Origin of the sequence: Vibrio gangliei (genome assembly GCF_026001925.1) — a bacterium.
Lineage (GTDB): Bacteria > Pseudomonadota > Gammaproteobacteria > Enterobacterales > Vibrionaceae > Vibrio > Vibrio gangliei.
Genome location: NZ_AP021869.1, coordinates 609,644 through 632,538, shown reverse-complemented (window position 1 = coordinate 632,538; position 22,895 = coordinate 609,644). Strand labels below are relative to the sequence as shown.

Genomic DNA, 22,895 nt, shown 5'->3' with positions numbered 1-22,895 from the left:
CAAAAAAAGCAGGCGTGAATCTCACCCTGCTATTTTTGACGATAATTATAGAGATTTAAGCGTACCTTTTGGTAACACTGCCGTAACGAAATCTTTTTTGATTGTTACTTCATTTGCTTCATTCAAAGCTAATAGGATGTAGTCGTTGTCGTCAGAAATTTTAACGATTTTGCCGACTAAGCCACCACCCGTTAATACTTCATCACCTTTAGACATAGAAGCCATTAGGTTTTTATGCTCTTTTACACGTTTTGCTTGTGGACGGTAGATCATGAAGTAGAAGATCAACGCGAACATACCAAGCATGATGAACATTTCCATACCACCACCAGCAGGTGCACCAGCGCCAGCAGCATGTGCTTCAGAGATAAATAAGCTCATTAAAACATTTCCTTTTTCTGTAAATAAATAATTGCGTTATAAATTGGGTTTATCCCCCGCCTTTTCAAGGTGAGGAATAAGTTAACCGATTAAAAAGAACAATTTATTGTGATGAATCACTCATTCGCACTTCTTTTTGCAACGGTGGCACTTCACGACCGCGACGCTCGTAGAATTCTTTTACGAATGCATCAAAACGATCTTCATCAATCGCCTGACGGATACTTGCCATCAAACGTTGATAATAACGAAGGTTATGAATGGTATTTAGACGAGCGCCTAAAATCTCATTACAACGATCCAAATGGTGCAGGTACGACTTAGAATAATTCTTACAAGTGTAACAATCGCACTCTGGATCTAAGGCTGACGTGTCGGTTTTATGCGAAGCATTACGAATTTTCACGACACCGCCAGTGACAAATAAATGGCCGTTACGTGCATTTCGTGTTGGCATCACACAGTCGAACATATCAATACCGCGGCGTACACCTTCAACTAAATCTTCAGGTTTGCCAACCCCCATTAAGTAACGAGGTTTGTCTTCTGGTAGCTGTGGACAGGTGTGCTCAAGCATATGGTGCATGTCTTCTTTTGGCTCACCAACGGCAAGGCCCCCCACCGCGTAACCGTCAAAACCAATCTCAGTTAGGCCTTTAACGGACACATCACGTAAATCACCATAGACACTACCTTGAACAATACCAAACAGCGCATTTGGGTTTTCTAACTTGTCGAAATGATCACGGCTGCGTTTGGCCCAACGCAATGACATTTCCATCGATTTACGCGCTTCTTCATGTGTTGCCGGGTACGGCGTACATTCATCGAAAATCATGACAATGTCTGAGCCTAAATCGCGTTGAATTTCCATCGACTTTTCCGCGTCCATGAAAATTTTGTCGCCATTCACTGGGTTACGGAAATGTACGCCTTCTTCGGTGATTTTACGAATATCACCTAGGCTGAATACTTGGAAGCCACCTGAATCGGTCAAAATTGGCCCTTGCCAGTTCATGAAATCATGCAAATCACCATGCAACTTCATGATTTCTTGGCCAGGACGTAACCATAAATGGAATGTGTTACCTAAAAGGATTTCTGCGCCCGTGTCTTTCACTTCTTCTGGCGTCATACCTTTTACCGTACCGTAAGTACCAACAGGCATAAACGCTGGTGTTTCAACTGAGCCACGCTTAAAGGTTAAGCGTCCGCGACGAGCTACGCCGTCTTTTTTAATTAGTTCGTATTTCACGAAGCCTCCAAAATGTCGGATAAACAGTCCAACGAAAATCGAAACTCGAACACTCGAGTCTCGTCTATCGAGTAACGAGATTCGAGCTTACGAGTCTCGTTTTGTCACAAACATCGCATCACCATAGCTAAAGAAGCGATATTGTTGTTCTACAGCATGCTGATAAGCATTCATTACATGCTCGTAACCGGCAAACGCACTCACCAACATAATCAAGGTCGATTCTGGTAAGTGGAAATTGGTAATGAGTACATCCACCAGCTGATATTCATAGCCTGGGTAGATAAAAATCTCAGTGTCGCCAAAAAACGGTGCCAGTTCCGTACCTTTTTGTTTCGCATCTTGCGCAGCACTTTCAAGTGAACGAACCGACGTCGTACCGACGGCAACAATACGGCCACCGCGAGCTTTGGTTGCTGCAATCGCATCCACCACTTCTTGTGGCACTTCCACGTATTCTGAATGCATGTGATGTTCTTGAATATCATCCACACGAACCGGTTGGAATGTGCCCGCCCCTACGTGCAAGGTCACGTAAGCAAATTCGACACCTTTGGCCTTAATCTTGTCTAAAAGTTCATTATCAAAATGCAAACCAGCAGTTGGTGCAGCTACTGCCCCTGGCTTTTCATTATAAACCGTTTGGTAACGTTCTTTATCCGCATCTTCGTCTGGGCGATCAATATACGGCGGTAAAGGCATGTGGCCTATCTGATTTAAAATATCAAATACGCCCATGTCATCGTCAAAACGGATTTCAAATAACGCATCGTGACGCGCGACCATTTGCGCTTTGATTTCGTCGTTATCACCTAAGAATAAAGTATTGCCTGGTTTTGGCGATTTAGATGCACGCACATGAGCCAGAATAGAATGCTCATCAATCACACGCTCAACTAACACTTCGATTTTACCGCCTGATTCTTTGCGACCGAATACTCGAGCAGGTATCACACGTGTATTATTGAAAACGACCAAATCACCCGGCTGAATCAGATCCAACACATCAGTAAATTTGCCATCGATAAGTTCACCAGTATTGCCGTTTAATTGTAATAAACGACTCGCAGTACGCTCTGGTTGAGGGTAACGAGCAATCAGCTCATCAGGAAGTTCAAAATCAAAATCAGATACTTGCATGAAGGGTCACTTTGTTAAGGCTAAAACAATGGTTCAACTTAATTAGCTCAACTTGAAGATTAGCGGTGTATAAATCAGGCGCTAGTATAGGCTTACCACCATTAAGATCAAGGTTTGATAGGATTGAATCAAAGTAAACCTTCCACCACATCGGCTAAGGAATTGAATGTCGTAATTCGATTTGAGCTTGGTCGCCAAATCACACCAATATTTCGATGCGCATTTTGACCGGGAGGATCCATCACAACGATGTTTTGCTTATCAATTAAACCATGGTCAATGGCAATTTGAGGAATAAAAGTAGTCCCTAAACCATTGGCAACCATTTGTACTAAAGTGTGCAGACTGGTGGCAGAAAATGGATTGATTTTCTCTTTTTTGGTGAGTTTACAAGCGGAAACGGCATGCTCGGTTAAGCAATGTTCATTTTCGAGCAAAAAAACAGACTCATCCGGCAAGTCATCATAATGAATGGGATTTTTTATTGCCTGTGCCTGCTCTCTTCCTATGATCATTCGAAACGGATCTTGCCCAACAATTCGGCACTCCATTTCACCAATATTAACAGGCATCGCTAAGATCAGCACATCTAAGTCTCCATGACGCAGTGCTTTCAATAAATTTGTGGTGGTGTCTTCCCGTAATAACAATGTCAATTGAGGAAAACGCGTATTGACTTCCTGAACCAAATCACCGAGTAAAAAAGGCGCAATGGTTGGAATGCAGCCAAGCCTAAGTTGCCCTTGCATCGTATTGCCTTGGCATAGTGACCCTAATTCAAGTAAATCTTGGCTCTTGGCGAGTAATTCACGCCCTTGCTTAACCACCTGTTTGCCAGCTAAAGTGAAAACTAGCGGGCTTTTCTTGTCTTTTTTTTCATACAAAGGACAACCAATGAGAGACTCAAGGTTTTGAATCCCCTTACTTAACGTCGATTGGCTAACAAAACAACGCTCTGCCGCCTCACTAAAATGACGAGTTTCATACAGGGTAATTAAATAATGGAGTTGTTTTAAGCTGGGCCATTTAGTCATATTAAATTTCAATAAAGTAGAGTGAAAACCTAAGCCAGTTCACAAATTAGAAGTTATCGCTTTTTTCGATAATGTTTATCGGTTTATTTCGCTTTTTTTCATAGTACTGCTTGTACTATAGTTTGTCGTGGAAAAACAACTCAAACAATGATGTTTGGGTGATTGATTAATATATCAAGCAAAAATTAGGAGCAACAAAATGGTACTAGTAGGTCGTCAAGCCCCAGATTTCACAGCAGCAGCAGTTCTAGGTAGCGGTGAGATCGTTGATTCATTCAACTTTGCAGAATTCACTAAAGGCAAGAAAGCGGTTGTTTTCTTCTACCCTCTAGATTTCACCTTCGTTTGCCCATCAGAGCTTATCGCTTTTGACAAACGTTTCGAAGATTTCCAAGCTAAAGGCGTTGAAGTGATCGGTGTTTCAATCGATTCTCAATTCTCACACAACGCATGGCGTAACACAGCTATCGCTGATGGCGGTATCGGTCAAGTGAAATACCCACTAGTCGCTGACGTTAAGCACGAAATCGTAAAAGCTTACGATGTTGAGCACCCAGAAGCTGGTGTTGCTTTCCGTGGTTCTTTCTTAATCGACGAAGACGGCGTTGTACGTCACCAAGTTGTTAACGACCTACCACTAGGCCGTAACATCGACGAAATGCTACGTATGGTTGACGCACTAAACTTCCACCAAAAACACGGTGAAGTGTGCCCAGCACAATGGGAAGAAGGTAAAGCAGGTATGAAAGGCTCTACTGAAGGTGTAGCAGCATACCTTTCAGAACACGAAGGTGACCTGAACAAAAAATAATTAAGTCTCGACTTTTTTATCTTTCATCTTTAGACCCCGCCATCGTGCGGGGTTTCTTTTCTCTTTTTATTCTTACAGTGATAAAAGTTTGACCCTATCCATATTATTTCACATACAAACTGCACACTGCTTTTTCAAAATCAAATACAATGTCTCCTCCTTTTCGTAATCCCAAGATAACCATGACTATTGAATTAGAAGTTTGTATTGATAATTTAGAATCTCTCCATCTTGCCATTGAAGCCGGAGCCACTCGTATTGAATTATGCTCTTCGCTTGCTTTAGGTGGCCTCACACCAAGTTATGGTTTCATGAAACAAGCAGCCAAACATTCAACGGTTCCCGTCTATGCCATGATTCGTCCAAGACAAGGTGACTTCTTATTTTCTGAGCAAGAAATGCAAATCATGTTGGAAGATGTTCGCTGTGCTAAACAGGCTGGCTTACAAGGCATTGTGATTGGGGTACTGCAATCCAATGGTGAAATCGACAAAACCAACTGCCAGACATTAATCCATGCAGCACAAGGCATGGGGGTCACTTTCCACCGTGCCATTGACCAATGCTGCAATGCGAAGCAAGCGTTAGAAGATATTATTGATTTGGGATGTGAGCGAGTACTCACCTCTGGATTAGCAGCGAATGCTTATGACGGTATGGATACGATTTCTGAGATGGTAAAACAAGTGCAAGGTCGAATTTCAATCATGGCGGGCGCGGGAGTCAATCTTGATAACGCCAAAACCATTCTGAATAAAACTGGCGTAAGAGAGATTCATTTATCAGGAAAAAGCACTCGCCCAAGTTTGATGCAATCTCAAACTTCAAGAGCTAAAATGGGCCATGATGATGTTGATGATTTTGCCATTCCTGTCACGAGCAAAGACATCATTCAAGCCGTTAAGGCAGCCATCCAGTAAATGATCTCAGCGGGTTTGACTTGTTATTGTGACACTCTTATCCCCAAGTGACTTCAAGATGCGAGGTTTGCGATTTCTGCGACCTCATTTTTCAGGTAAGTGTACCTATTCAGTGCTTGATTCGGCGGTCTATTCTGCAGTCAAGGATTGCAAGTATTCCTTATTGCGCTTCACATCCTTGCCTTCTACGAAGTAAAAAATGTACTCACAAATATTCTGGCATCGGTCTCCCACTCGCTCTAAAGATTGTGCGCACGAGTATATTTGCATGACTTTAGGCACGGAGTTTCGGTCTGACATCATTAAGTTCATCATCTGCTTTTGCACTTTTTTATGCTCAGCATCCAATTGATCATCCATACCATAAACTTTGGCCGCCGCTTTTAGATCCATACGAGCAAAGGCATCTAATACTTGATGCAGCATATTAATCGCCATGCGACCAAACCTTTCTACTGACACCACCAAGGCTTCTTGTTGAGGAGTAAATGATTCTTGGGCGACGTAACTGATCTTAATTGCCACATCACCAATACGTTCCAGATCAGAAATGGTTTTCACGATCGCCATGATCAAACGTAAATCTTTTGCGGTGGGCTGTCGTTTCGCAATAATACGAGTGCAGGCTTCACCAATGACCGCTTCCATCTCGTTAACGCTTTCATCATTACGTCGTACTTTAGTGGCCAATTGAGAATCATGTTTATACAGCGCGTGTAGGGCTAAAGAGATTTGCTCTTCCACCAAGCCGCCCATCGCTAACACATGAGTACGCATCGATTCCAGCTCAACATTAAATTGTCCTGAAATATGACGTCCTAACTGCATAACTTTTCCTCTGTATCAAGATTTACACTCGATATTGCTCGTATCATCATTCACTCAACCATTAATAACACAATCGTAAGTAGCTAGGCTGTAAATAACTATATTGTAAGTAACTTAGCCATAACGGCCAGTAATATAGTCTTCGGTTTTTTTCATTTTAGGAGACGTAAAAATAGAATCGGTATCACTGTATTCCACCAATTTCCCCATATGAATAAACGCGGTGTAATCACTAACCCGTGCGGCTTGTTGCATGTTATGAGTAACGATCACTACGCTATATTGATTCTTAAGTTCAGAAATCAGTTCTTCAATCGTCAAGGTTGAAATCGGATCCAACGCCGAAGTGGGCTCATCTAACAGCAAGATTTCTGGCTCAATCGCAATAGCACGCGCGATCACCAATCGTTGTTGTTGGCCACCAGATAAACCAAACGCATTTTCATGTAAGCGATCTTTTACTTCTGTCCAAAGTGCCGCCGCTCTCAATGAACGTTCAACCGCATCATCTAACGTTCTGGAATCTTTAATACCTTGTAAACGCAGCCCATACACGACATTTTCATAAATGGTTTTAGGAAACGGGTTCGGACGCTGAAACACCATTCCTACACGACGGCGTAAGCTCGCAACATCAACTTTAGGGTGATAAACATTGCTACCATGTAGGTTCACTTTCCCTTCAATACGACACCCATCAACTAAGTCATTCATTCGGTTAATGCAACGTAATAAGGTCGATTTACCACAACCCGATGGGCCGATAAATGCCGTCACATGCCCTTTCGGAATTCGCATATTAATGTCTTTAAGAGCTTGAGCCTGGCCATAGAATAAATTCAACGATTCTATCGAAATCGCGGTTTGCTCATCGGTTAACTGATGAATATCTAAAGGTTCGGTATGCCCAAGAGCCGAATGAATGGAAAGCATATTAATCGGTCCCTAACGTTTTAAACTTTTCGCGCAAATTATTACGTATCAAAATAGCGGTAATATTGAGGCCAACAACGACGGTAATCAATAAAAACGAAGTAGCAAACACCAATGGTCTTGCCGCTTCAATATTCGGTGTTTGAAAGCCAACATCATAAATATGAAAACCTAAATGCATGAACTTACGCTCTAAATGCAAAAATGGGAAATCGGTATCAACGGGTAACGTTGGAGCGAGTTTCACTACCCCGACTAACATCAAAGGAGCAACCTCACCTGCTGCACGCGCCACCGCTAAAATTAGTCCAGTCATCATGGCAGGGCTAACCATAGGCAACACAATGCGCCATAACGTTTCAAACTTAGTCGCCCCAAGCGCATAAGAGCCATGTCGAACCGAGTTTGGCACACGCGATAACCCTTCTTCGGTCGCAACAATCACCACCGGTAAGGTAAGAATAGCTAACGTCATCGCCGACCATAATAACCCTGGCGTACCAAAAGTTGGTGTTGGCAGAGCATCGGAATAAAACAGTTCATCTATCGAATTCCCAACGGTGTACACAAAAAAGCCCAATCCGAATACCCCGTAAACAATAGAGGGGACACCAGCAAGGTTAACCACGGAGATACGGATAAGTTTTGTCAGTGCCGTATTCCCCGCGTATTCATGCAAATAAATAGCCGCGATCACGCCCAATGGCATCACCACCACGGACATGATAATCACCAATAACACAGTACCGAAAATGGCAGGAAACACACCGCCTTCTGAATTAGACTCACGCGGCGCATCGGTCACAAACTTCTTCACCTGCTTAGCCCAATGCTGAGCTTTCTGCCCCCAAGACATTGCATTGGGATACCAGGCATCCAATAAGGTATCGAGCGGTAAGCTGACTTGTTGGCCTTGCATGTCCTGCACAATAATTTGTTGAGAAGCGAGGTTATCTTGCAAACTTAAAATTCGTTGCTCGGCTTGATTAAACTTCAGCCCGAGTTCTTTTTCCTGCTGCTGCAAATGCTCAAAAGTCTTGCTATCCAATTGACCTTGTTTCTGTTTACGTCGTTTTTCTGCACGCAGTTCATCGAGTTTTCTATTCACTTGATGCAACTCGTCTGACACGATCTGGTCAATGTCATCTCGTATACTTTTTGCCTCAACTACCATCTGAGCAATACGCTGGGGCAGATCTCGCTCATATCGCTGATTGCCGATCATGACCGCCATCGGCTTTGCAAAAAAATCGCCATCACGCGTTCGCTCAAAAACAGCAATATCTTTGGGCGTGCTTTGCTGATGCAGATCGATAGCTAAGACAGAAATAAAATCACGGGAATACATATCGCGATTAGCCACTTTGATCGACAAGCGCTCGACTTCTGCGGCTTGCACCACATCATCAGGCCAATGGGTTTTATGCTGAGCTACTTGCTCAAGAGAAACGTAATCTCGTTGGTATATCTGCCCAATTAACGTTTGCCCCTGTGCACCTTGCCACTGATAGACTGGCGCTGGCCAAAAATAGACTAAGCCTTTCCATCCAATCAGCAGCAATAAACCCAGCACAGAGACCAAGCTGATACTCACCGCTCCCGCCGTCAGCCATACCCAAGGCTGGCCTGATTTAATCCAGCTTAAACTGTCAGCCTTCACTTTGTTCATGATCTCACCGTCAATAAATCTGAAGCATGGTTAAAGTGCACTGTATTTATCCCTTAATCGCTGACGAATGAGTTCGGCCAAAGAGTTCACCACAAAAGTAAAGGCAAATAATAGGAAGGCGGATAAAAACAATAATCGAAAATGTGAGCTGCCAACTTCAGATTCTGGCATTTCAATAGCGATGTTGGCTGATAAAGTACGCATGCCTTCAAAAATATTCCAATCCATGACCGGTGTATTCCCCGTGGCCATCAACACTATCATGGTTTCTCCCACCGCTCGACCTAGCCCCATCATCACGGCGGAGAAAATCCCAGGGGAAGCGGTAACTAACACCACGGTTGTCAAACATTGCCATGGTGTTGCGCCTAATGCGCTGGCACCATCGGATAAATGTTTTGGCACAGAAAAAATCGCATCTTCGGCAATCGTAAAAATGGTAGGAATAACCGCAAAGCCCATGGCAAAACCAACGATTAACGCATTACGCTGGTCAAAATCACCCCCCCATTGAGCCAAAAAGAAACGCACATCGCCGCCAAACACCCACGATTCAAATTGATGGCCATAGAGGGAAATCAACCACCCAAACAGCACCACGACCGGGATCAAAAATAACGCTACCCAACCTTGGTATTGAGCTCCAAACTGACGACGAGTGAGATGCCACATAAATGCTGCCAATAAGATCACAACGGGAAGTAGCAATAAAAACAAGATGGTATTGAGTAGGTTTAGTTCCACAATCGGTGCTAACCATAATCCGGCTAGAAAACCAATAATGACCGTAGGTAAGGCTTCCATTAATTCAACAGTTGGCTTAACGTAACGACGCATGCTTGGTGTCATAAAATACGCGGTATAAATCGCCCCACAAATCGCAATAGGGACAGCAAATAGCATGGCAAATAAGGCTGATTTCAACGTACCAAAAGCAATCGGAACTAAGCTGAATTTGGCTTCAAAATCATTACTGGCTGACGTCGATTGCCAAATAAACTCAGGCTCTGGATAGCCCTCATACCATACCTTCTTCCACAGGGCTTTCACTGAAATATCGGGATGAGCCATATCGACATGATAGACGTTCCATTGTTTAGGGTATGCTGCAATAAGCACTTTTTCATTGGAAGAGGTTGCAGCCAATAAAGGAGCCTGTTGAGACAACGTCTGAGACAATACCGGCCCATCAGCGGTAGTGAAATAATTATCCACTCGCCCGCTCGAATCGAAACGGAAAAAACCTTTACGATAAAAATCCGGTAATATCAAAGCCGCATTAGCATCATCACTACGCTCAAAACTGCGAATGCGACTAAAGTGTCGCTCGCCATTCTGGAGCACATCAAACCATTGCGAGACCACGCCATCAGATTGCGTCACTAATACGGAGTATGCGCCAGACAACAAGGTTAACTTCTCTCCTTGGGAGCTGACGGTTTTTGACTGCTCTGATGACAGCAAAGAAACGGTTTCTCGTAATTCAAACCTCTGTTGGTGTCGCTTTAATACCGAGATAGACTCCGGATGTAACACATACAAAGTATCGCCATTAGGCATCAAAATAAAATCACGAACGGGTTGATTAAAAGTCGGCATGGTCAAACGTGTGCTCTGCCAAGGCGAGCCCACCGCTTGCTCACCAAATTGACTTGCCTTGTAGTAACGTAGCGCCTGCCATTGACCTTGCTGGTTGATCCCAACAAACGTCGCATCATGACTTTGAATGGAGAAATCAAATTGAGTAATGGCCATCCCTTCAGGGTCTAGGGGAATTGGGTTATTTGCAAAAGTGATAAAACTGGGTGCTGCTTGTCGGCCATTCTGGGTAAATACCGAAGAGAACTTAGGTTGCGCAGCATAAATAAAACCGTGTTGGTCTGAATAGCCATACCAGCGAGAACTGGTTTCAGCCGCTCGAAACGCAACCGGATCATCCACCAGCTTAGATTTGAATAAAAGCTCGTTCAAAGAGCTGTATGGTTTTTTCATCGTAGGCAGAGCGGAAAAAACCAACCAACCATCTTGAGTAAAGTGAAAGGCCGTGCGCCCATCATCGTCAACCCCCAGTGCCACAATGGGCGAGGTGAGAGCATCATCGCTCAAACGATACTGCCCTGCTGGCTCCATCGTTGCTGGCGAAAAGATCGGGGTGATCACCACAATCAAATAGAAAATGAGCAGTAACAAAGCCACCAGCACGCTCACACCGCCCAACTTAATGATCGAGCTAGCAACACGGTCTGTGACCCAGCGCCGCTTATCACGTTGTTGGAAGAATGTGTCGTTTTGAGCCATGTTTCACGTTACCTTTTTTGATTCACGCCATAATATGTCGATTGTGTGACAATTTTATTACTATACTTTGATTCCTGCTTGATTTTACTACTGTTGTACTCATAAAGAGAGCCGATTGAAATAAAACTGTCATAAAAAATCACTAAAGTTAGCCTCACACATTTCTATGTATTAAAAAAGTAATACCTATCCCATCAAAAACGATAGTTATGCCAGCAGGATGGTTAAATGAGCTCAGAAAAACTCTACATTGAAAAAGAACTAAGTTGGTTGTCTTTTAATGAACGTGTGCTGCAAGAGGCGGCAGATAAAACCGTCCCCTTAATTGAGCGAGTCAGATTTTTAGGCATTTTTTCGAGCAACTTAGATGAATTTTACAAAGTCCGATTTGCTGATGTTAAACGCCGTATTTTAATCAGCCAACAAAGTGGAAATGGCGATGGTCCTAAGCATCTCTTGATCAAGATGCAATCTAAAGTGCTGAAGCTCAATCAACGTTTTGATGAATTGTATAACGAATTAATTTTAGAAATGGCGCGCCGTCGCATTTTCTTGGTCAATGAATCACAACTACAAGAAAGCCAGCAGAAGTGGATCCGCAAATACTTTCACAACGAAGTGCTGCCACATATCACGCCATTTTTGATGAATAAAGATACGGACGTGTTAGGGTTTCTCAAAGATGAACACTCTTACCTAACCGCTGAGATCATTAATGGTACAGAAAAGAACTATGCATTGATTGATATTCCAACCAATCATCTTCCTCGTTTTATCATGGTGCCAGAGCAAAAAGGCAAACGTCGCAAGACCATCATTTTGCTCGATAACATTATTCGTTTTTGCTTAGACGATATATTTAAAGGCTTCTTTGAATACGATGAGCTAAATTGCTACACCATGACCATGACGCGAGATGCGGAATACGACTTACGTCACGAGGTAGAGCACAGCTTGCTAGAACAAATGTCTGAAGGGGTAAACCAACGTTTAACCGCGATGCCAGTACGTTTAGTCTACCAACGCGACATGCCAGAAGATCTTCTGAAATACTTGTGTGAAAAGCTCAAGATGACCAGTTACGACAGTTTAATTCCTGGTGGGCGTTATCATAATTTCAAAGACTTTACTGGCTTTCCTAATGTGGGCCGTGATTACTTAGAAAACAAACCATTACCCGCCTTAAAATGTGCCGACTTTGCAGGTTATCCTAACAGTTTTGAGGCCATTAGTGCCCAAGACATCTTGCTCTATTACCCATACCACACGTTTGACCACATTACAGAATTAGTACGACAGGCGTCTTTTGATCCAAAAGTCATCAGTATTAAAATCAATATTTATCGTGTCGCCAAAAACTCAAAGCTGATGAACTCCCTGATGGATGCGGTACACAATAAGAAAAAAGTCACCGTTGTCGTTGAGTTACAAGCCCGCTTTGATGAAGAAGCCAACATAGAATGGGCGAAACTGCTAACCGATGCAGGCGTTCACGTGATCTTCGGTGCACCAGGTTTGAAGATCCATTCCAAATTATTGCTTATCACACGTCGTGAAGAAGGCGAATTCAAACGTTATGCACACATCGGCACTGGTAACTTCCATGAGAAAACAGCGCGAATTTATACCGACTTTTCACTACTCACTGCCGATCCCCTACTCACAGCCGAAGTCAGAAATGTATTTGGGTACATTGAAAACCCTTATCGTCCTGTGCGTTTTAATCAATTAATGGTGTCACCGCGCAATTCTCGTCAACAAATCTATAAGCTGATCGACTCAGAAATCGCACTGGCAAAAGAAGGAAAAAAAGCCGGGCTCACTATCAAGGTCAACAACCTAGTTGATAAAGGACTCGTCAGTAAACTCTATGGTGCGAGTAATGCCGGCGTCAAAATCCGTATGATTGTTCGCGGCATGTGTTCACTGGTACCAGGTATTGCTGGCGTTAGTGAGAATATCAACATCATCAGCATTATCGACCGTTTCTTAGAACACCCTCGTGTCTTTATCGCTGAAAATGATGGCGACCCTAAAGTGTACATTTCATCAGCAGATTGGATGACGCGTAACTTGGATTACCGTATTGAAGTGGCTACGCCAATCCACTCTCCAAGACTGAAACAACGAATTATTGATATTATTAACATTCACTTTATTGATACCGTAAAAGCGCGCATCATTGATAAAGAAATGAGTAATACCTATGTCCCTCGCGGCAATAGAAAAAAAGTACGCTCACAAATTGCTATTTATGATTATTTGAAGCAAATTGAAAGAAAGTCTCAACAAAAATCCGACTAGCAGGTGTATATGACGACAACTTCCGAACCCAACGTTAGGCATATCGCGGCCATCGATCTAGGCTCCAACAGCTTTCACATGGTGGTGGCTAAAGTGATTGAACATGATCTCCAGATCGTCAGTCGCCATAAACAGCGGGTTCGCCTTGCAGACGGACTAGATAGCCGAATGAATCTTGATAACAGCTCGATTCAACGCGGTTTAGATTGTTTAGCTATGTTCGCTGAACGTCTACAAGATTTTAAACCTGATGATGTTCGCATTGCCGCAACCCACACATTACGCCAAGCCAATAATGCTCATATCTTTCTGTCACGAGCCAAACGAGTTCTGCCTTTTCCAATCGAAGTCATTCCTGGTGAAGAAGAAGCACGGTTGATCTATTTAGGCGTTGCGCACACCCAACCAGAATGGGAGAAAAAGTTCGTCGTGGATATCGGTGGTGGTAGCACCGAGATGATCATTGGTGAAGGCTTTGATCCTAAATTACTCAACAGCAAACAACTGGGTTGCGTTAGTTACACCAATAAATTTTTCAGCAATGGCAAATTATCCAAGAAGAACTTTGCCAAAGCTATTTTAGCCGCGCAGCAAAAGCTAGAAGCACTTTGTAAACCGTACAAAAAGTTAGGTTGGGATGCGGCGATTGGTTCATCGGGAACGATAAAGGCGGTAAAAGAAGTCTTAATTGGGATCGGGCATGATGATGGCATTATTACCCTAGAACGCCTGCAACAACTCGTTGATGAACTGTGCAAGCTCGATCAAATTGACGATATCAAACTTGATGGCTTAACCGACGATCGTAAACCTGTCTTTGCTGCGGGTGTTGCGATTTTACTCGCTATCTTTGAATCGTTTTCAATTAAAGCCATGCACTTTTCTGATGGGGCCTTACGTGAAGGGTTGATGTATGAAATGGAAGAACGTTTTCAGCGCTCCGATATTCGCATGAGAACCACCGAAAACCTTGCAGATAAACACCAAGTGGACTTCACCCACGCCGATAATGTGCGAACTCAAGCTGAGCGTTTTTTACAACAAGTCGGTGAAGACTTTGGCATCAAAGCCAATAGCGAGCTAGCCAGTTTACTCAATTGGAGTGCTTTGTTGCATGAAGTCGGTTTAAGTATTAGTTACAAAGGCTTTCATCGTCATTCTGCCTATATTTTACAGCACACCAATATGCCAGGCTTTAACCAAGAGCAACAACGCGTATTAGCCACACTAACTCGCTTTCAACGTAAAGCCTTAAAACTCAAAGAAATGCCAGAGCTAAGCATATATACCTCAGCTCAAATCGTGCCACTTATTTGTATTTTACGTTTGGCGATAGTGCTCAATGGACAACGAAAAGATGCCGATGAGCTACCTAAGTTTTCGTTAAAAGTACATCGAAATGAGAAAAAACAAGAAGACGATACCATCGCCGCACAACATTGGGTTTTACAATGTGAAAACCCACAATGGCTAGAAGAAAACCGTCTACTTGATGCCGATCTACAAACCGAGCAACAGTATTGGGAAAATGCCGGTTGGACTTTAGAATTTTAACGCTTGTTCTATCCCCAAGCGACTTATCCTGTTTTATTTAGAGAGTGGCGGCTCTTAAATAAGTGTTAAGTCGTTTGGGTAGACATTCCTTTCATCTAATTCCTTTTCTTCTATAAACCCACTTTACGCAGTTGAGCGCTAGCCAGCGCTTGGGATAGCGGTACATAACCATCTTTTTCTACCCCAATTTGCCCTTGCTTAGAATAAATAAATTTTAAGAATTCGGCTTGTGGTTGAGGCAATGGCTTGAGTGGATTCTTATTGACGTACACATACAGATAACGAGCTAAAGGATAATCCCCATTCAAAATATTAGCTCGCGTCGGAGCAACATAATCACGGCCTTCTTTTGCGATTGGCAGTAAACGTGCTTTCGATACTTGGTAGCCTACACCAGAATAACCAATGCTATTAATAGACGAAGCTACAGATTGAACCACCGAGGCTGAACCTAGCTGCTCATTTACTTGTCGCTTAAAGTCGCCATCACACAAAGCATGCTGTTTAAAATAACCGTATGTGCCTGATACTGAGTTACGTCCAAACAGTTGGAAACCCAGTTTCGCCCAGTCAGTGTTAATCCCTAATTGCTGCCAAGTATTTAAAGACTGTGTAGCACCGCATTTCAAAGTAGAAGAAAAAATAGCATCGACTTGGGTAAAGTTAAGGCCTTCAATCGGGTTATCTTTATGAACAAAAATACCGATCGCATCTATTGCAATCTTCAATTGCACTGGAGGGTAGCCATATTGACGCTCAAAAGCTTCACGCTCTTTAGCTTTCATTGGGCGGCTCATAGGTCCAAATTGCGACGTTGCTTCCGTGAGCGCAGTAGGGGCGGTAGAAGATCCTGACGCTTGAACTTGCATGTGAACGTTTGGGTAAATATGCTGAAATTCTTGTGCCCATAACAGCATGAGCGTGGCCAACGTATCCGACCCCACCGAGCTTATCGTCCCCGACAATCCAGACATTTTTTTGTACGGCGCTAACTCATCCGTATCTGTGTTGTTAGCAAAACTCGACAATGGCACTAGGCATAGCCAAATAGCAAGCCATAATTTACGCATGGTTTTCCTTAATTTGATTCACTTGGCACTCTAGCCACTAATTTATTAGGCAGTACAAAAGAAAAACGGCTTCCCTTCCCGACTTCACTGGCAATCTCTAAATAAGATTCATGGTGACTTAATGCATGTTTGGTGATGGCAAGACCCAGCCCACTGCCACCAGTTTCACGCGAACGCGCTTTATCCACTCGATAAAAACGTTCAGTAAGTCGATTGATATGCTGAGCTTCAATTCCATCACCGGTATCTTCTACCGATAAACAGGCTCCCTGCTCGGTTTCAAACCATTTCACATACACATCCGCTTTCGCTGGCGTGTATTTCACAGCGTTGTACACCAAGTTGGAAATCGCACTACGAAGCTGCTCTGCATCCCCGTAAACATGCATTTGTTTATCAATATCAAATACAATGTGGTGCTGATTATCCCCACTTAATGCGACCGCTTCTTTTTCTAAAATTTCCAACATGGCCGGCACATTGACCACTTCGTCCAATTCATCAATCGGGGAGGCTTCGATCTTCGATAAGGTGAGCAACTGTTCAACTAACGCATTCATTCGCGACAGCTGCTCTGTCATCACCCCATGCGCTTTCGACCACATTGGGCCAGCCAAAATATCAGGATCTTCGGTCATTTCTAAATAACCTTGCAGAACTGTCATCGGTGTTCTTAATTCGTGCGACACATTAGCAAAGAAGTTCCGACGCATACCTTCTAACTGTTTCAGCTGAGTAACATCACGCACCACCATCAAATGCTCACCTTCGCTGTATGGCACAATACGTAATTCAAGTACGCGTTCCGGCGTGAGCGGTGATAGCATTTCAAGTGGTTCTGAAAAATCTTGATTAGAAAGGTATTTAATAAAATCCGGCGTCCGCAATAAATTAGCAATCGGTTGACCTGAGTCATCCGGCCAACGAAAGCCAAGAATCGATTGGGCTAATTTATTACACCAAACAATGTTGCCTTCGCTGCGAAATACCACAACGGCATCCGGCAAAGCTTCTGCACCATTGCGAAAACGGCGAATCAAGTTGCCAAGTTCTTTACGACGACGACGTTGTTTTTGTTGTAAACGGTATATGCCATTGAACACATGCTCCCAATGACCCGTTCCTGAAGGAGGGCTCAAACGTTTTTCATCGGCGAGCCAATCGGATAACCGAACTTGATTATGTAAATGCCAAGTCAGTTGCAAAGCCGTGGCGACAAAAAGCAGCCAGCCCATATAGCCAAAGAACCAGCCAATGACAATCCAAGGGAGGTAAAAAAAAGCCAGCGACCATGCTAGCTTTTTCCAGGATAACCTTTCTACCATTTCAGTTTAATACTCCATTGATCGGGTAGAACATTAATATCAGCAAGATTAAGCACGTGTTGAGAAGCGGTAACCTGCACCACGCACCGTTTGCACTAATTTGTCATGCCCAGCAGTTTCGAGTGCTTTTCTCAAACGACGAATATGCACATCAACCGTTCGGTCTTCAACATACACATTGGTGCCCCAAACATTATTCAGCAATTGCTCACGGCTATACACTCGCTCTTGGTGCGTCATGAAGAAATGCAGCATTTTAAATTCTGTTGGCCCCATGTCGAGCGGAGCATCATTGGCTGTAACACGGTGTGAAACCGGATCCAACTTCAAACCTTGAACATCAATCACATCTTCTAGCGCGGTTGGTGACACTCGGCGAATCACCGCTTTTAAACGAGCCACTAATTCTTTAGGTGAAAATGGCTTAGTGATGTAATCATCTGCGCCGACTTCCAACCCGCGAACTTTATCTTCTTCCTCACCACGAGCCGTTAACATCACTACAGGGATATTTCGAGTCAACTCTTCTCGTTTTAGATGCTTGATGAAGTTGATACCTGAACCACCCGGTAACATCCAGTCCAATAAAATCAGATCGGGGTACGGTTCACACAGTTGATTGATTGCGGTGTCATAATCTTCTGCTTCGACAGTTTGGTAACCTTTTTGCTCTAATACAAAGCACAACATCTCACGGATCGGAGCTTCATCCTCAACAACCAAAATTCTTCTCGACATGTTCGAAAACCCTTTCGTGTCTATAAATTAACTAATGGTGATTTTACTTGGCTTATTATGTGTCCTAAGTATGACACTTTTGTGACTTCTGCAAAGTAATTTTCATATAAGTGTCAAGCAAGGCTTATTGTTTTGTCATACTGGTGATGTCACCTTTGCATCAATTTTCAAATCTTCTATCATAGGCAACCAAATTCCAAACTGAGTATGAGAGATATGTGGTTTAAAAATTGTTTAGTGTATCGTTTCAATCGTGAAATTAACTTGGATGTCGATAAACTCGAATCTCAACTCGCAGAATTCAAATTCACACCTTGTGGTAGCCAAGATAAACAAAAATTTGGCTGGACTAGCGTCATCAATAAGCATTCGGACGTGCTAACGCATGTAGCCGGTGAACACATTCTGATCAAAGCAAAAAAAGAAGAAAAATTACTGCCAGCCTCTGTCATTAAAGATTCTCTACAAGACAAAATTGATGTGCTTGAACAGCAAGAAGGTCGCCCTTTAAAGAAAAAAGAAAAAGACGATTTAAAAGATGAAATCTTAGTCGATTTACTTCCACGCGCTTTCAGCCGCCATAACTTTACTTCTATTTTACTCATGCCAAGACTTGGCTTTGTCGTGGTTGATTCGAGCAGCAGTAAAAAAGCGGAAGATGCATTAGCGCTATTACGTAAAACCATCGGCAGCCTGCCGGTAATTCCTGCCATTCCTGAAGTAGCAATTGAAACTAGCTTAACCGAATGGGTTAAAACGGGTGACCTACCACAAGGCTTTCAATTATTAGATGAAGCGGAATTTCATTCTCTACAAGAGGAAGGTGGGATCATTCGCTGTAAGAAGCAAGAACTCAGCGCGGAAGAGATTCAAAATCATATTGCAGCGGATAAAGTAGTCACTAAGCTGGCGCTCGACTGGCAAGAACGCATTGAATTTGTTCTATCCGCTGACGCTAGCATCAAACGTGTTAAGTTCAGTGATGAACTCAAAGACACAAACCAAGATATTCCTCGAGAAGATCAAGCTCAACGCTTTGACGCTGATTTCACCCTAATGTGTGGCGAGTTTGACGCCTTCTTACCTCAGCTGTTTGACGCCTTAGGTGGATTCCCACACAAAGATTAACCAGCTTTTCTTCACTCTCTGAACAGGGTTTTCTATTTTTTCTTCTCCTAGGGTCTATTAAACCTGGAAAACCCTGTTTATTTTTTATCCATATAAACCTTGTGCTTTTCTCGCTTTTCTTCTTAACTTGGCGTAAAATTCGCTCCCCTAATTTATACCGCTTGGTGGTATAAACCTGACCTGAAATCAGACCTAGAGAAATCATTATGTTTAAACCTGAATTATTGTCCCCTGCTGGCAGCCTTAAAAACATGCGTTATGCATTCGCTTATGGCGCAGATGCGGTTTATGCCGGGCAACCTCGTTACAGCCTGCGTGTGCGTAACAACGAATTCAACCATGAAAATCTACAAATCGGTATTAACGAAGCACATGCGTTAGGTAAAAAGCTGTATGTGGTATGCAACATTCAACCACATAACTCTAAGCTCAAAACCTTTATTCGTGACTTAAAACCTGTCGTAGACATGGGCCCGGATGCATTGATTATGTCCGATCCAGGTTTAATCATGATGGTGCGTGAAGCCTTCCCAGAAATGCCTATTCATCTATCCGTTCAAGCTAACGCGGTTAACTGGGCGACGGTAAAATTCTGGGCATCTCAAGGTGTTGAGCGTGTGATTCTATCTCGTGAATTATCACTAGAAGAAATCGAAGAAATCCGTGAACAATGTCCTGAAACAGAGTTGGAAATCTTTGTTCACGGTGCATTGTGTATGGCTTACTCTGGACGTTGTTTATTATCTGGCTACATGAATAAACGCGATCCAAACCAAGGTACTTGCACCAATGCTTGTCGTTGGGAGTACAAAGTAGAAAAAGGCGCAGAAAACGACGCTGGTCAAATCGTTCCGGCCAATCAAGCGGTTGAGCAATTTGACCCTAGCCAAGCACAAGCGATCGAGGTGCAAGAAGAGCGTCCAGACAACACACTTGGCCTAGGTAAGCCAACTGATGAAGTGGTATTGCTTTCTGAATCGCACCGCCCTGAAGAACAAATGGCGGCGTTTGAAGACGAGCATGGCACTTACATCATGAACTCAAAAGATTTACGTGCGATTCAACACGTTGAGCGCTTAACCAAAATGGGTGTGCATTCTTTAAAAATCGAAGGCCGTACTAAATCTTTCTACTACTGCGCTCGAACTGCGCAAGTATATCGTAAAGCGATTGATGACGCCGTGGCAGGAAAACCATTTGATGAAAGCCTAATGGGCACGCTAGAAAGCCTAGCACACCGTGGTTACACTGAAGGCTTCCTGCGTCGTCATACTCATGATACGTATCAAAACTACGATTACGGCTATTCGGTTTCAGACTCTCAACAATTTGTTGGTGAGTTTACCGGCAAACGTCGTGGTCACTTAGCGGAAGTTGAAGTGAAGAACAAATTCCTGCTTGGTGATAGCTTAGAACTGATGACGCCAAACGGTAACATCAACTTCACACTAGAAGAAATGGAAAACCGTAAGTCAGAAAAAGTCGATGACGCAAAAGGTAACGGTCACTTTGTTTTTATTCCTGTACCGGAAGATCTAGATCTAAGCTACGGCCTATTGATGCGTAACTTATCTAACGGTCAGAATACACGTAACCCAGTAACTGCCGCTGAAAAAGCGCAAACAGAAACCACAGCAGAAGCTAAGTAATATGGCCTTATTAATTACAGATAAGTGCATTAATTGTGATATGTGTGATCCTGAGTGCCCTAACGGCGCGATCAGTATGGGTGACAGCATTTATGAAATTGATCATAACTTATGCACCGAATGTAAAGGACATTACGATAAACCTACATGCCAATCAGTCTGCCCAATTAATAATTGCATCATCACTGATCCCGAGCATGTTGAAACGGAAGAAGAACTGCTAGAAAAATTTGTTGTGATTCAAGGCTTAGCTTAGTCTCAGTCAATCGCAACAATAAAAATGGCCTGACAAAAACCTGTCAGGCCATTTTTCTTCTATTTCTTATTCAAAGTATTGAGCTTAATTACTTGGTTGCTAAACCTTTCGAGTTTAAATAATCACGTATAAATGGACGGGACTCTTTACTTAAACGTCCATGAATATGATCAGACCATGATCCCGTCTTTTGATTGCTACCACGCGTTTGATAATAGTGACTAGTTTCTGCATCATACTCTGCAATATCTTGTTCTGATAATGGTTGATATGAGTCTTGATGAACCATGACTTTCTGTGGCAGACGCGGCTTAATTTGCGGATCTTGATCTGGATGGCCCAAGCACATACCAAACATCACAGCGCAATATTTCGGTAGACCTAACAATTCATCCACTTCTTTTGGCGCATTACGTAACCCACCAATATAAACACCACCTAAACCCAGTGACTCAGCAGCCAACAGAGTATTCTGAGCCATGATTCCCGCATCAATTGCACCAATTAACGTTAACTCTGTAAACTCAGGCTTCACTTCTGGTGAGAGCTGGAAATGGCGCTGATAATCAATACAAAACACCAAAAACTCAGCCGCGCTTTCAACATACTGTTGCCCGCCAGCAAACTCAGCCAATGCTTTACGTTTTTGTGGATCGGTAACACGAATGATTGAGGTCGTTTGTAAAAAACTGGATGACGAGGCTGAAATCCCCGCAGATAAGATAGCATCTAGCTGCTCTGATGAAATAGGCTCTTGAGTAAACTTGCGAATAGAGCGATGGCTTAGCATGGTTTCAATAACAGTGTTCATAATGCTCCCTCTTGTTGAACTCATACTCTACCACAAGATATTCACTAAACTGAGAGACCTTTACTCAATTCGATTATGATTAATATGCATAATCCTACTCAAATACTCAGAATAATATGACAAGTAACGACTGATTTGCTCTCCCAACACACGCTATCTTGGTATTAGGGCAATCCGCTGCCTTTACAAAACCATAATGCAAAAAGGCCTCAACATTTCTGCTAAGGCCTTAATATGTCAGGGGTGGAGAGATTCGAACTCCCAACACGCGCTATCTTGGTATTAGGGGAATCCGCAGCCCTTTCAAACCGATACAAAGTAAAAAGGCCTTAGCATTTCTGCTAAGGCCTTAATATGGCAGGGGTGGAGAGATTCGAACTCCCAACACGCGGATTTGGAATCCGCTGCTCTGCCAATTGGAGCTACACCCCTAAAACTTTGTTTATACTACTTTATCTTGGCAGATAAAGTAAATTGTCTTTTTCGATAATTTCAAAAAAGTGGCGGAGCGGACGGGACTCGAACCCGCGACCCCCGGCGTGACAGGCCGGTATTCTAACCAACTGAACTACCGCTCCGCAGCGTCTATTCAGTAATAGATATTCAAAGCCTGGCGATGTCCTACTCTCACATGGGGAAGCCCCACACTACCATCGGCGCTACTTCGTTTCACTTCTGAGTTCGGCATGGAATCAGGTGGGTCCAAAGCGCTATGGTCGCCAAGCAAATTCTTTTGTTAATCGCCGTTAGGCGCTTAACTTAATTCGGAAAGCTGTTTGCTATCTCTAGCT

19 protein-coding genes, 2 tRNA genes and 1 rRNA gene are annotated in these 22,895 nt (G+C 43.2%); 7 read left to right on the top strand and 15 right to left on the bottom strand.

Annotation, left to right across the window (positions count from 1 at the left end; all coding sequences use genetic code 11):
- Positions 1–45: 45 nt before the first annotated feature.
- From yajC to Vgang_RS02860, 4 genes are all read right to left on the bottom strand, one after another.
- Entirely contained in the window at positions 46–381 is a 336-nt protein-coding gene (gene yajC / locus Vgang_RS02875; protein ID WP_105903352.1) for a preprotein translocase subunit YajC, read from the bottom strand.
- A 103-nt stretch (positions 382–484) separates the two neighbouring features.
- The gene (tgt, locus tag Vgang_RS02870; RefSeq protein ID WP_211294108.1) at positions 485–1,636 is read right to left on the bottom strand and encodes a tRNA guanosine(34) transglycosylase Tgt; all 1,152 of its coding nucleotides are present in this window, start codon (positions 1,634–1,636) and stop codon (positions 485–487) included.
- Between the two features lie 87 nt (positions 1,637–1,723).
- The gene (gene queA / locus Vgang_RS02865; protein WP_105903350.1) at positions 1,724–2,776 is read right to left on the bottom strand and encodes a tRNA preQ1(34) S-adenosylmethionine ribosyltransferase-isomerase QueA; all 1,053 of its coding nucleotides are present in this window, start codon (positions 2,774–2,776) and stop codon (positions 1,724–1,726) included.
- Positions 2,777–2,904: 128 nt separating this feature from the next.
- Complete coding sequence (locus tag Vgang_RS02860) at positions 2,905–3,810, bottom strand: hydrogen peroxide-inducible genes activator (RefSeq protein WP_105903349.1); 906 nt, start codon at positions 3,808–3,810, stop codon at positions 2,905–2,907.
- A gap of 199 nt (positions 3,811–4,009) precedes the next feature.
- On the opposite strand from Vgang_RS02860, the gene Vgang_RS02855 reads away from it, so the two are divergent.
- Together Vgang_RS02855 and Vgang_RS02850 are read left to right on the top strand one after the other, a co-directional pair.
- Positions 4,010–4,621 (top strand): peroxiredoxin C, encoded by a 612-nt coding sequence (locus Vgang_RS02855; RefSeq protein ID WP_105903348.1) that lies wholly within the window; start codon positions 4,010–4,012, stop codon positions 4,619–4,621.
- A 182-nt stretch (positions 4,622–4,803) separates the two neighbouring features.
- Positions 4,804–5,541 carry a copper homeostasis protein CutC gene (locus Vgang_RS02850; RefSeq protein ID WP_105903347.1) on the top strand — a complete coding sequence of 246 codons (738 nt, stop codon included), beginning with the start codon at positions 4,804–4,806 and terminating at the stop codon, positions 5,539–5,541.
- 129 nt (positions 5,542–5,670) lie between these two features.
- Here Vgang_RS02850 and phoU read toward each other — a convergent pair whose 3' ends face one another.
- The 4 genes from phoU to Vgang_RS02830 form a co-directional block, all read right to left on the bottom strand.
- A complete protein-coding gene (phoU, locus tag Vgang_RS02845) occupies positions 5,671–6,369 on the bottom strand; it encodes a phosphate signaling complex protein PhoU (RefSeq protein ID WP_105903346.1) in 699 nt (232 codons plus the stop codon).
- 114 nt (positions 6,370–6,483) lie between these two features.
- Positions 6,484–7,302 carry a phosphate ABC transporter ATP-binding protein PstB gene (gene pstB, locus Vgang_RS02840; protein WP_105903345.1) on the bottom strand — a complete coding sequence of 273 codons (819 nt, stop codon included), beginning with the start codon at positions 7,300–7,302 and terminating at the stop codon, positions 6,484–6,486.
- A gap of 1 nt (position 7,303) precedes the next feature.
- Positions 7,304–8,971 (bottom strand): phosphate ABC transporter permease PstA, encoded by a 1,668-nt coding sequence (pstA, locus tag Vgang_RS02835; RefSeq protein ID WP_105903344.1) that lies wholly within the window; start codon positions 8,969–8,971, stop codon positions 7,304–7,306.
- 30 nt (positions 8,972–9,001) lie between these two features.
- A complete protein-coding gene (locus Vgang_RS02830; protein WP_105903343.1) occupies positions 9,002–11,269 on the bottom strand; it encodes an ABC transporter permease subunit in 2,268 nt (755 codons plus the stop codon).
- A gap of 228 nt (positions 11,270–11,497) precedes the next feature.
- Between Vgang_RS02830 and ppk1 the strand changes: the two genes are divergently transcribed.
- Positions 11,498–13,573: a polyphosphate kinase 1 gene (gene ppk1, locus Vgang_RS02825; protein ID WP_105903342.1), complete on the top strand. Its 2,076-nt coding sequence runs from the start codon at positions 11,498–11,500 to the stop codon at positions 13,571–13,573.
- Between the two features lie 9 nt (positions 13,574–13,582).
- Entirely contained in the window at positions 13,583–15,127 is a 1,545-nt protein-coding gene (gene ppx / locus Vgang_RS02820; protein WP_105903341.1) for an exopolyphosphatase, read from the top strand.
- Between the two features lie 110 nt (positions 15,128–15,237).
- Here the strand turns inward: ppx and Vgang_RS02815 are convergent, their stop codons facing one another.
- Genes Vgang_RS02815 through phoB form a run of 3 tightly spaced genes read right to left on the bottom strand, consistent with a single transcriptional unit; the run spans position 15,238 to position 18,260 of the window.
- Positions 15,238–16,197, bottom strand: a complete 960-nt coding sequence (locus Vgang_RS02815; protein WP_105903340.1) for a PstS family phosphate ABC transporter substrate-binding protein — start codon at positions 16,195–16,197, stop codon at positions 15,238–15,240.
- Between the two features lie 8 nt (positions 16,198–16,205).
- Positions 16,206–17,522 (bottom strand): phosphate regulon sensor histidine kinase PhoR, encoded by a 1,317-nt coding sequence (gene phoR, locus Vgang_RS02810; RefSeq protein ID WP_105903339.1) that lies wholly within the window; start codon positions 17,520–17,522, stop codon positions 16,206–16,208.
- Between the two features lie 48 nt (positions 17,523–17,570).
- Positions 17,571–18,260, bottom strand: a complete 690-nt coding sequence (gene phoB / locus Vgang_RS02805) for a phosphate regulon transcriptional regulator PhoB (RefSeq protein ID WP_105903338.1) — start codon at positions 18,258–18,260, stop codon at positions 17,571–17,573.
- A gap of 216 nt (positions 18,261–18,476) precedes the next feature.
- Between phoB and rdgC the strand changes: the two genes are divergently transcribed.
- From rdgC to Vgang_RS02790, 3 genes are all read left to right on the top strand, one after another.
- Positions 18,477–19,388 (top strand): recombination-associated protein RdgC, encoded by a 912-nt coding sequence (gene rdgC, locus Vgang_RS02800; protein WP_105903337.1) that lies wholly within the window; start codon positions 18,477–18,479, stop codon positions 19,386–19,388.
- Between the two features lie 206 nt (positions 19,389–19,594).
- A complete protein-coding gene (trhP, locus tag Vgang_RS02795) occupies positions 19,595–21,037 on the top strand; it encodes a prephenate-dependent tRNA uridine(34) hydroxylase TrhP (RefSeq protein ID WP_105903336.1) in 1,443 nt (480 codons plus the stop codon).
- A gap of 1 nt (position 21,038) precedes the next feature.
- Entirely contained in the window at positions 21,039–21,293 is a 255-nt protein-coding gene (locus Vgang_RS02790; protein ID WP_089123622.1) for a YfhL family 4Fe-4S dicluster ferredoxin, read from the top strand.
- A gap of 88 nt (positions 21,294–21,381) precedes the next feature.
- On the opposite strand, the gene nfsA is transcribed toward Vgang_RS02790, so the two are convergent.
- The 4 genes from nfsA to rrf all read right to left on the bottom strand — a co-directional run bounded on the left by nfsA (position 21,382) and on the right by rrf (position 22,828).
- Positions 21,382–22,104 carry an oxygen-insensitive NADPH nitroreductase gene (gene nfsA / locus Vgang_RS02785; RefSeq protein ID WP_105903335.1) on the bottom strand — a complete coding sequence of 241 codons (723 nt, stop codon included), beginning with the start codon at positions 22,102–22,104 and terminating at the stop codon, positions 21,382–21,384.
- 355 nt (positions 22,105–22,459) lie between these two features.
- Positions 22,460–22,536 (bottom strand) — tRNA-Trp (locus Vgang_RS02780).
- A 69-nt stretch (positions 22,537–22,605) separates the two neighbouring features.
- Positions 22,606–22,682 (bottom strand) — tRNA-Asp (locus Vgang_RS02775).
- A 30-nt stretch (positions 22,683–22,712) separates the two neighbouring features.
- Positions 22,713–22,828: ribosomal RNA gene (rrf, locus tag Vgang_RS02770) — 5S ribosomal RNA — on the bottom strand.
- Positions 22,829–22,895 lie beyond the last annotated feature (67 nt).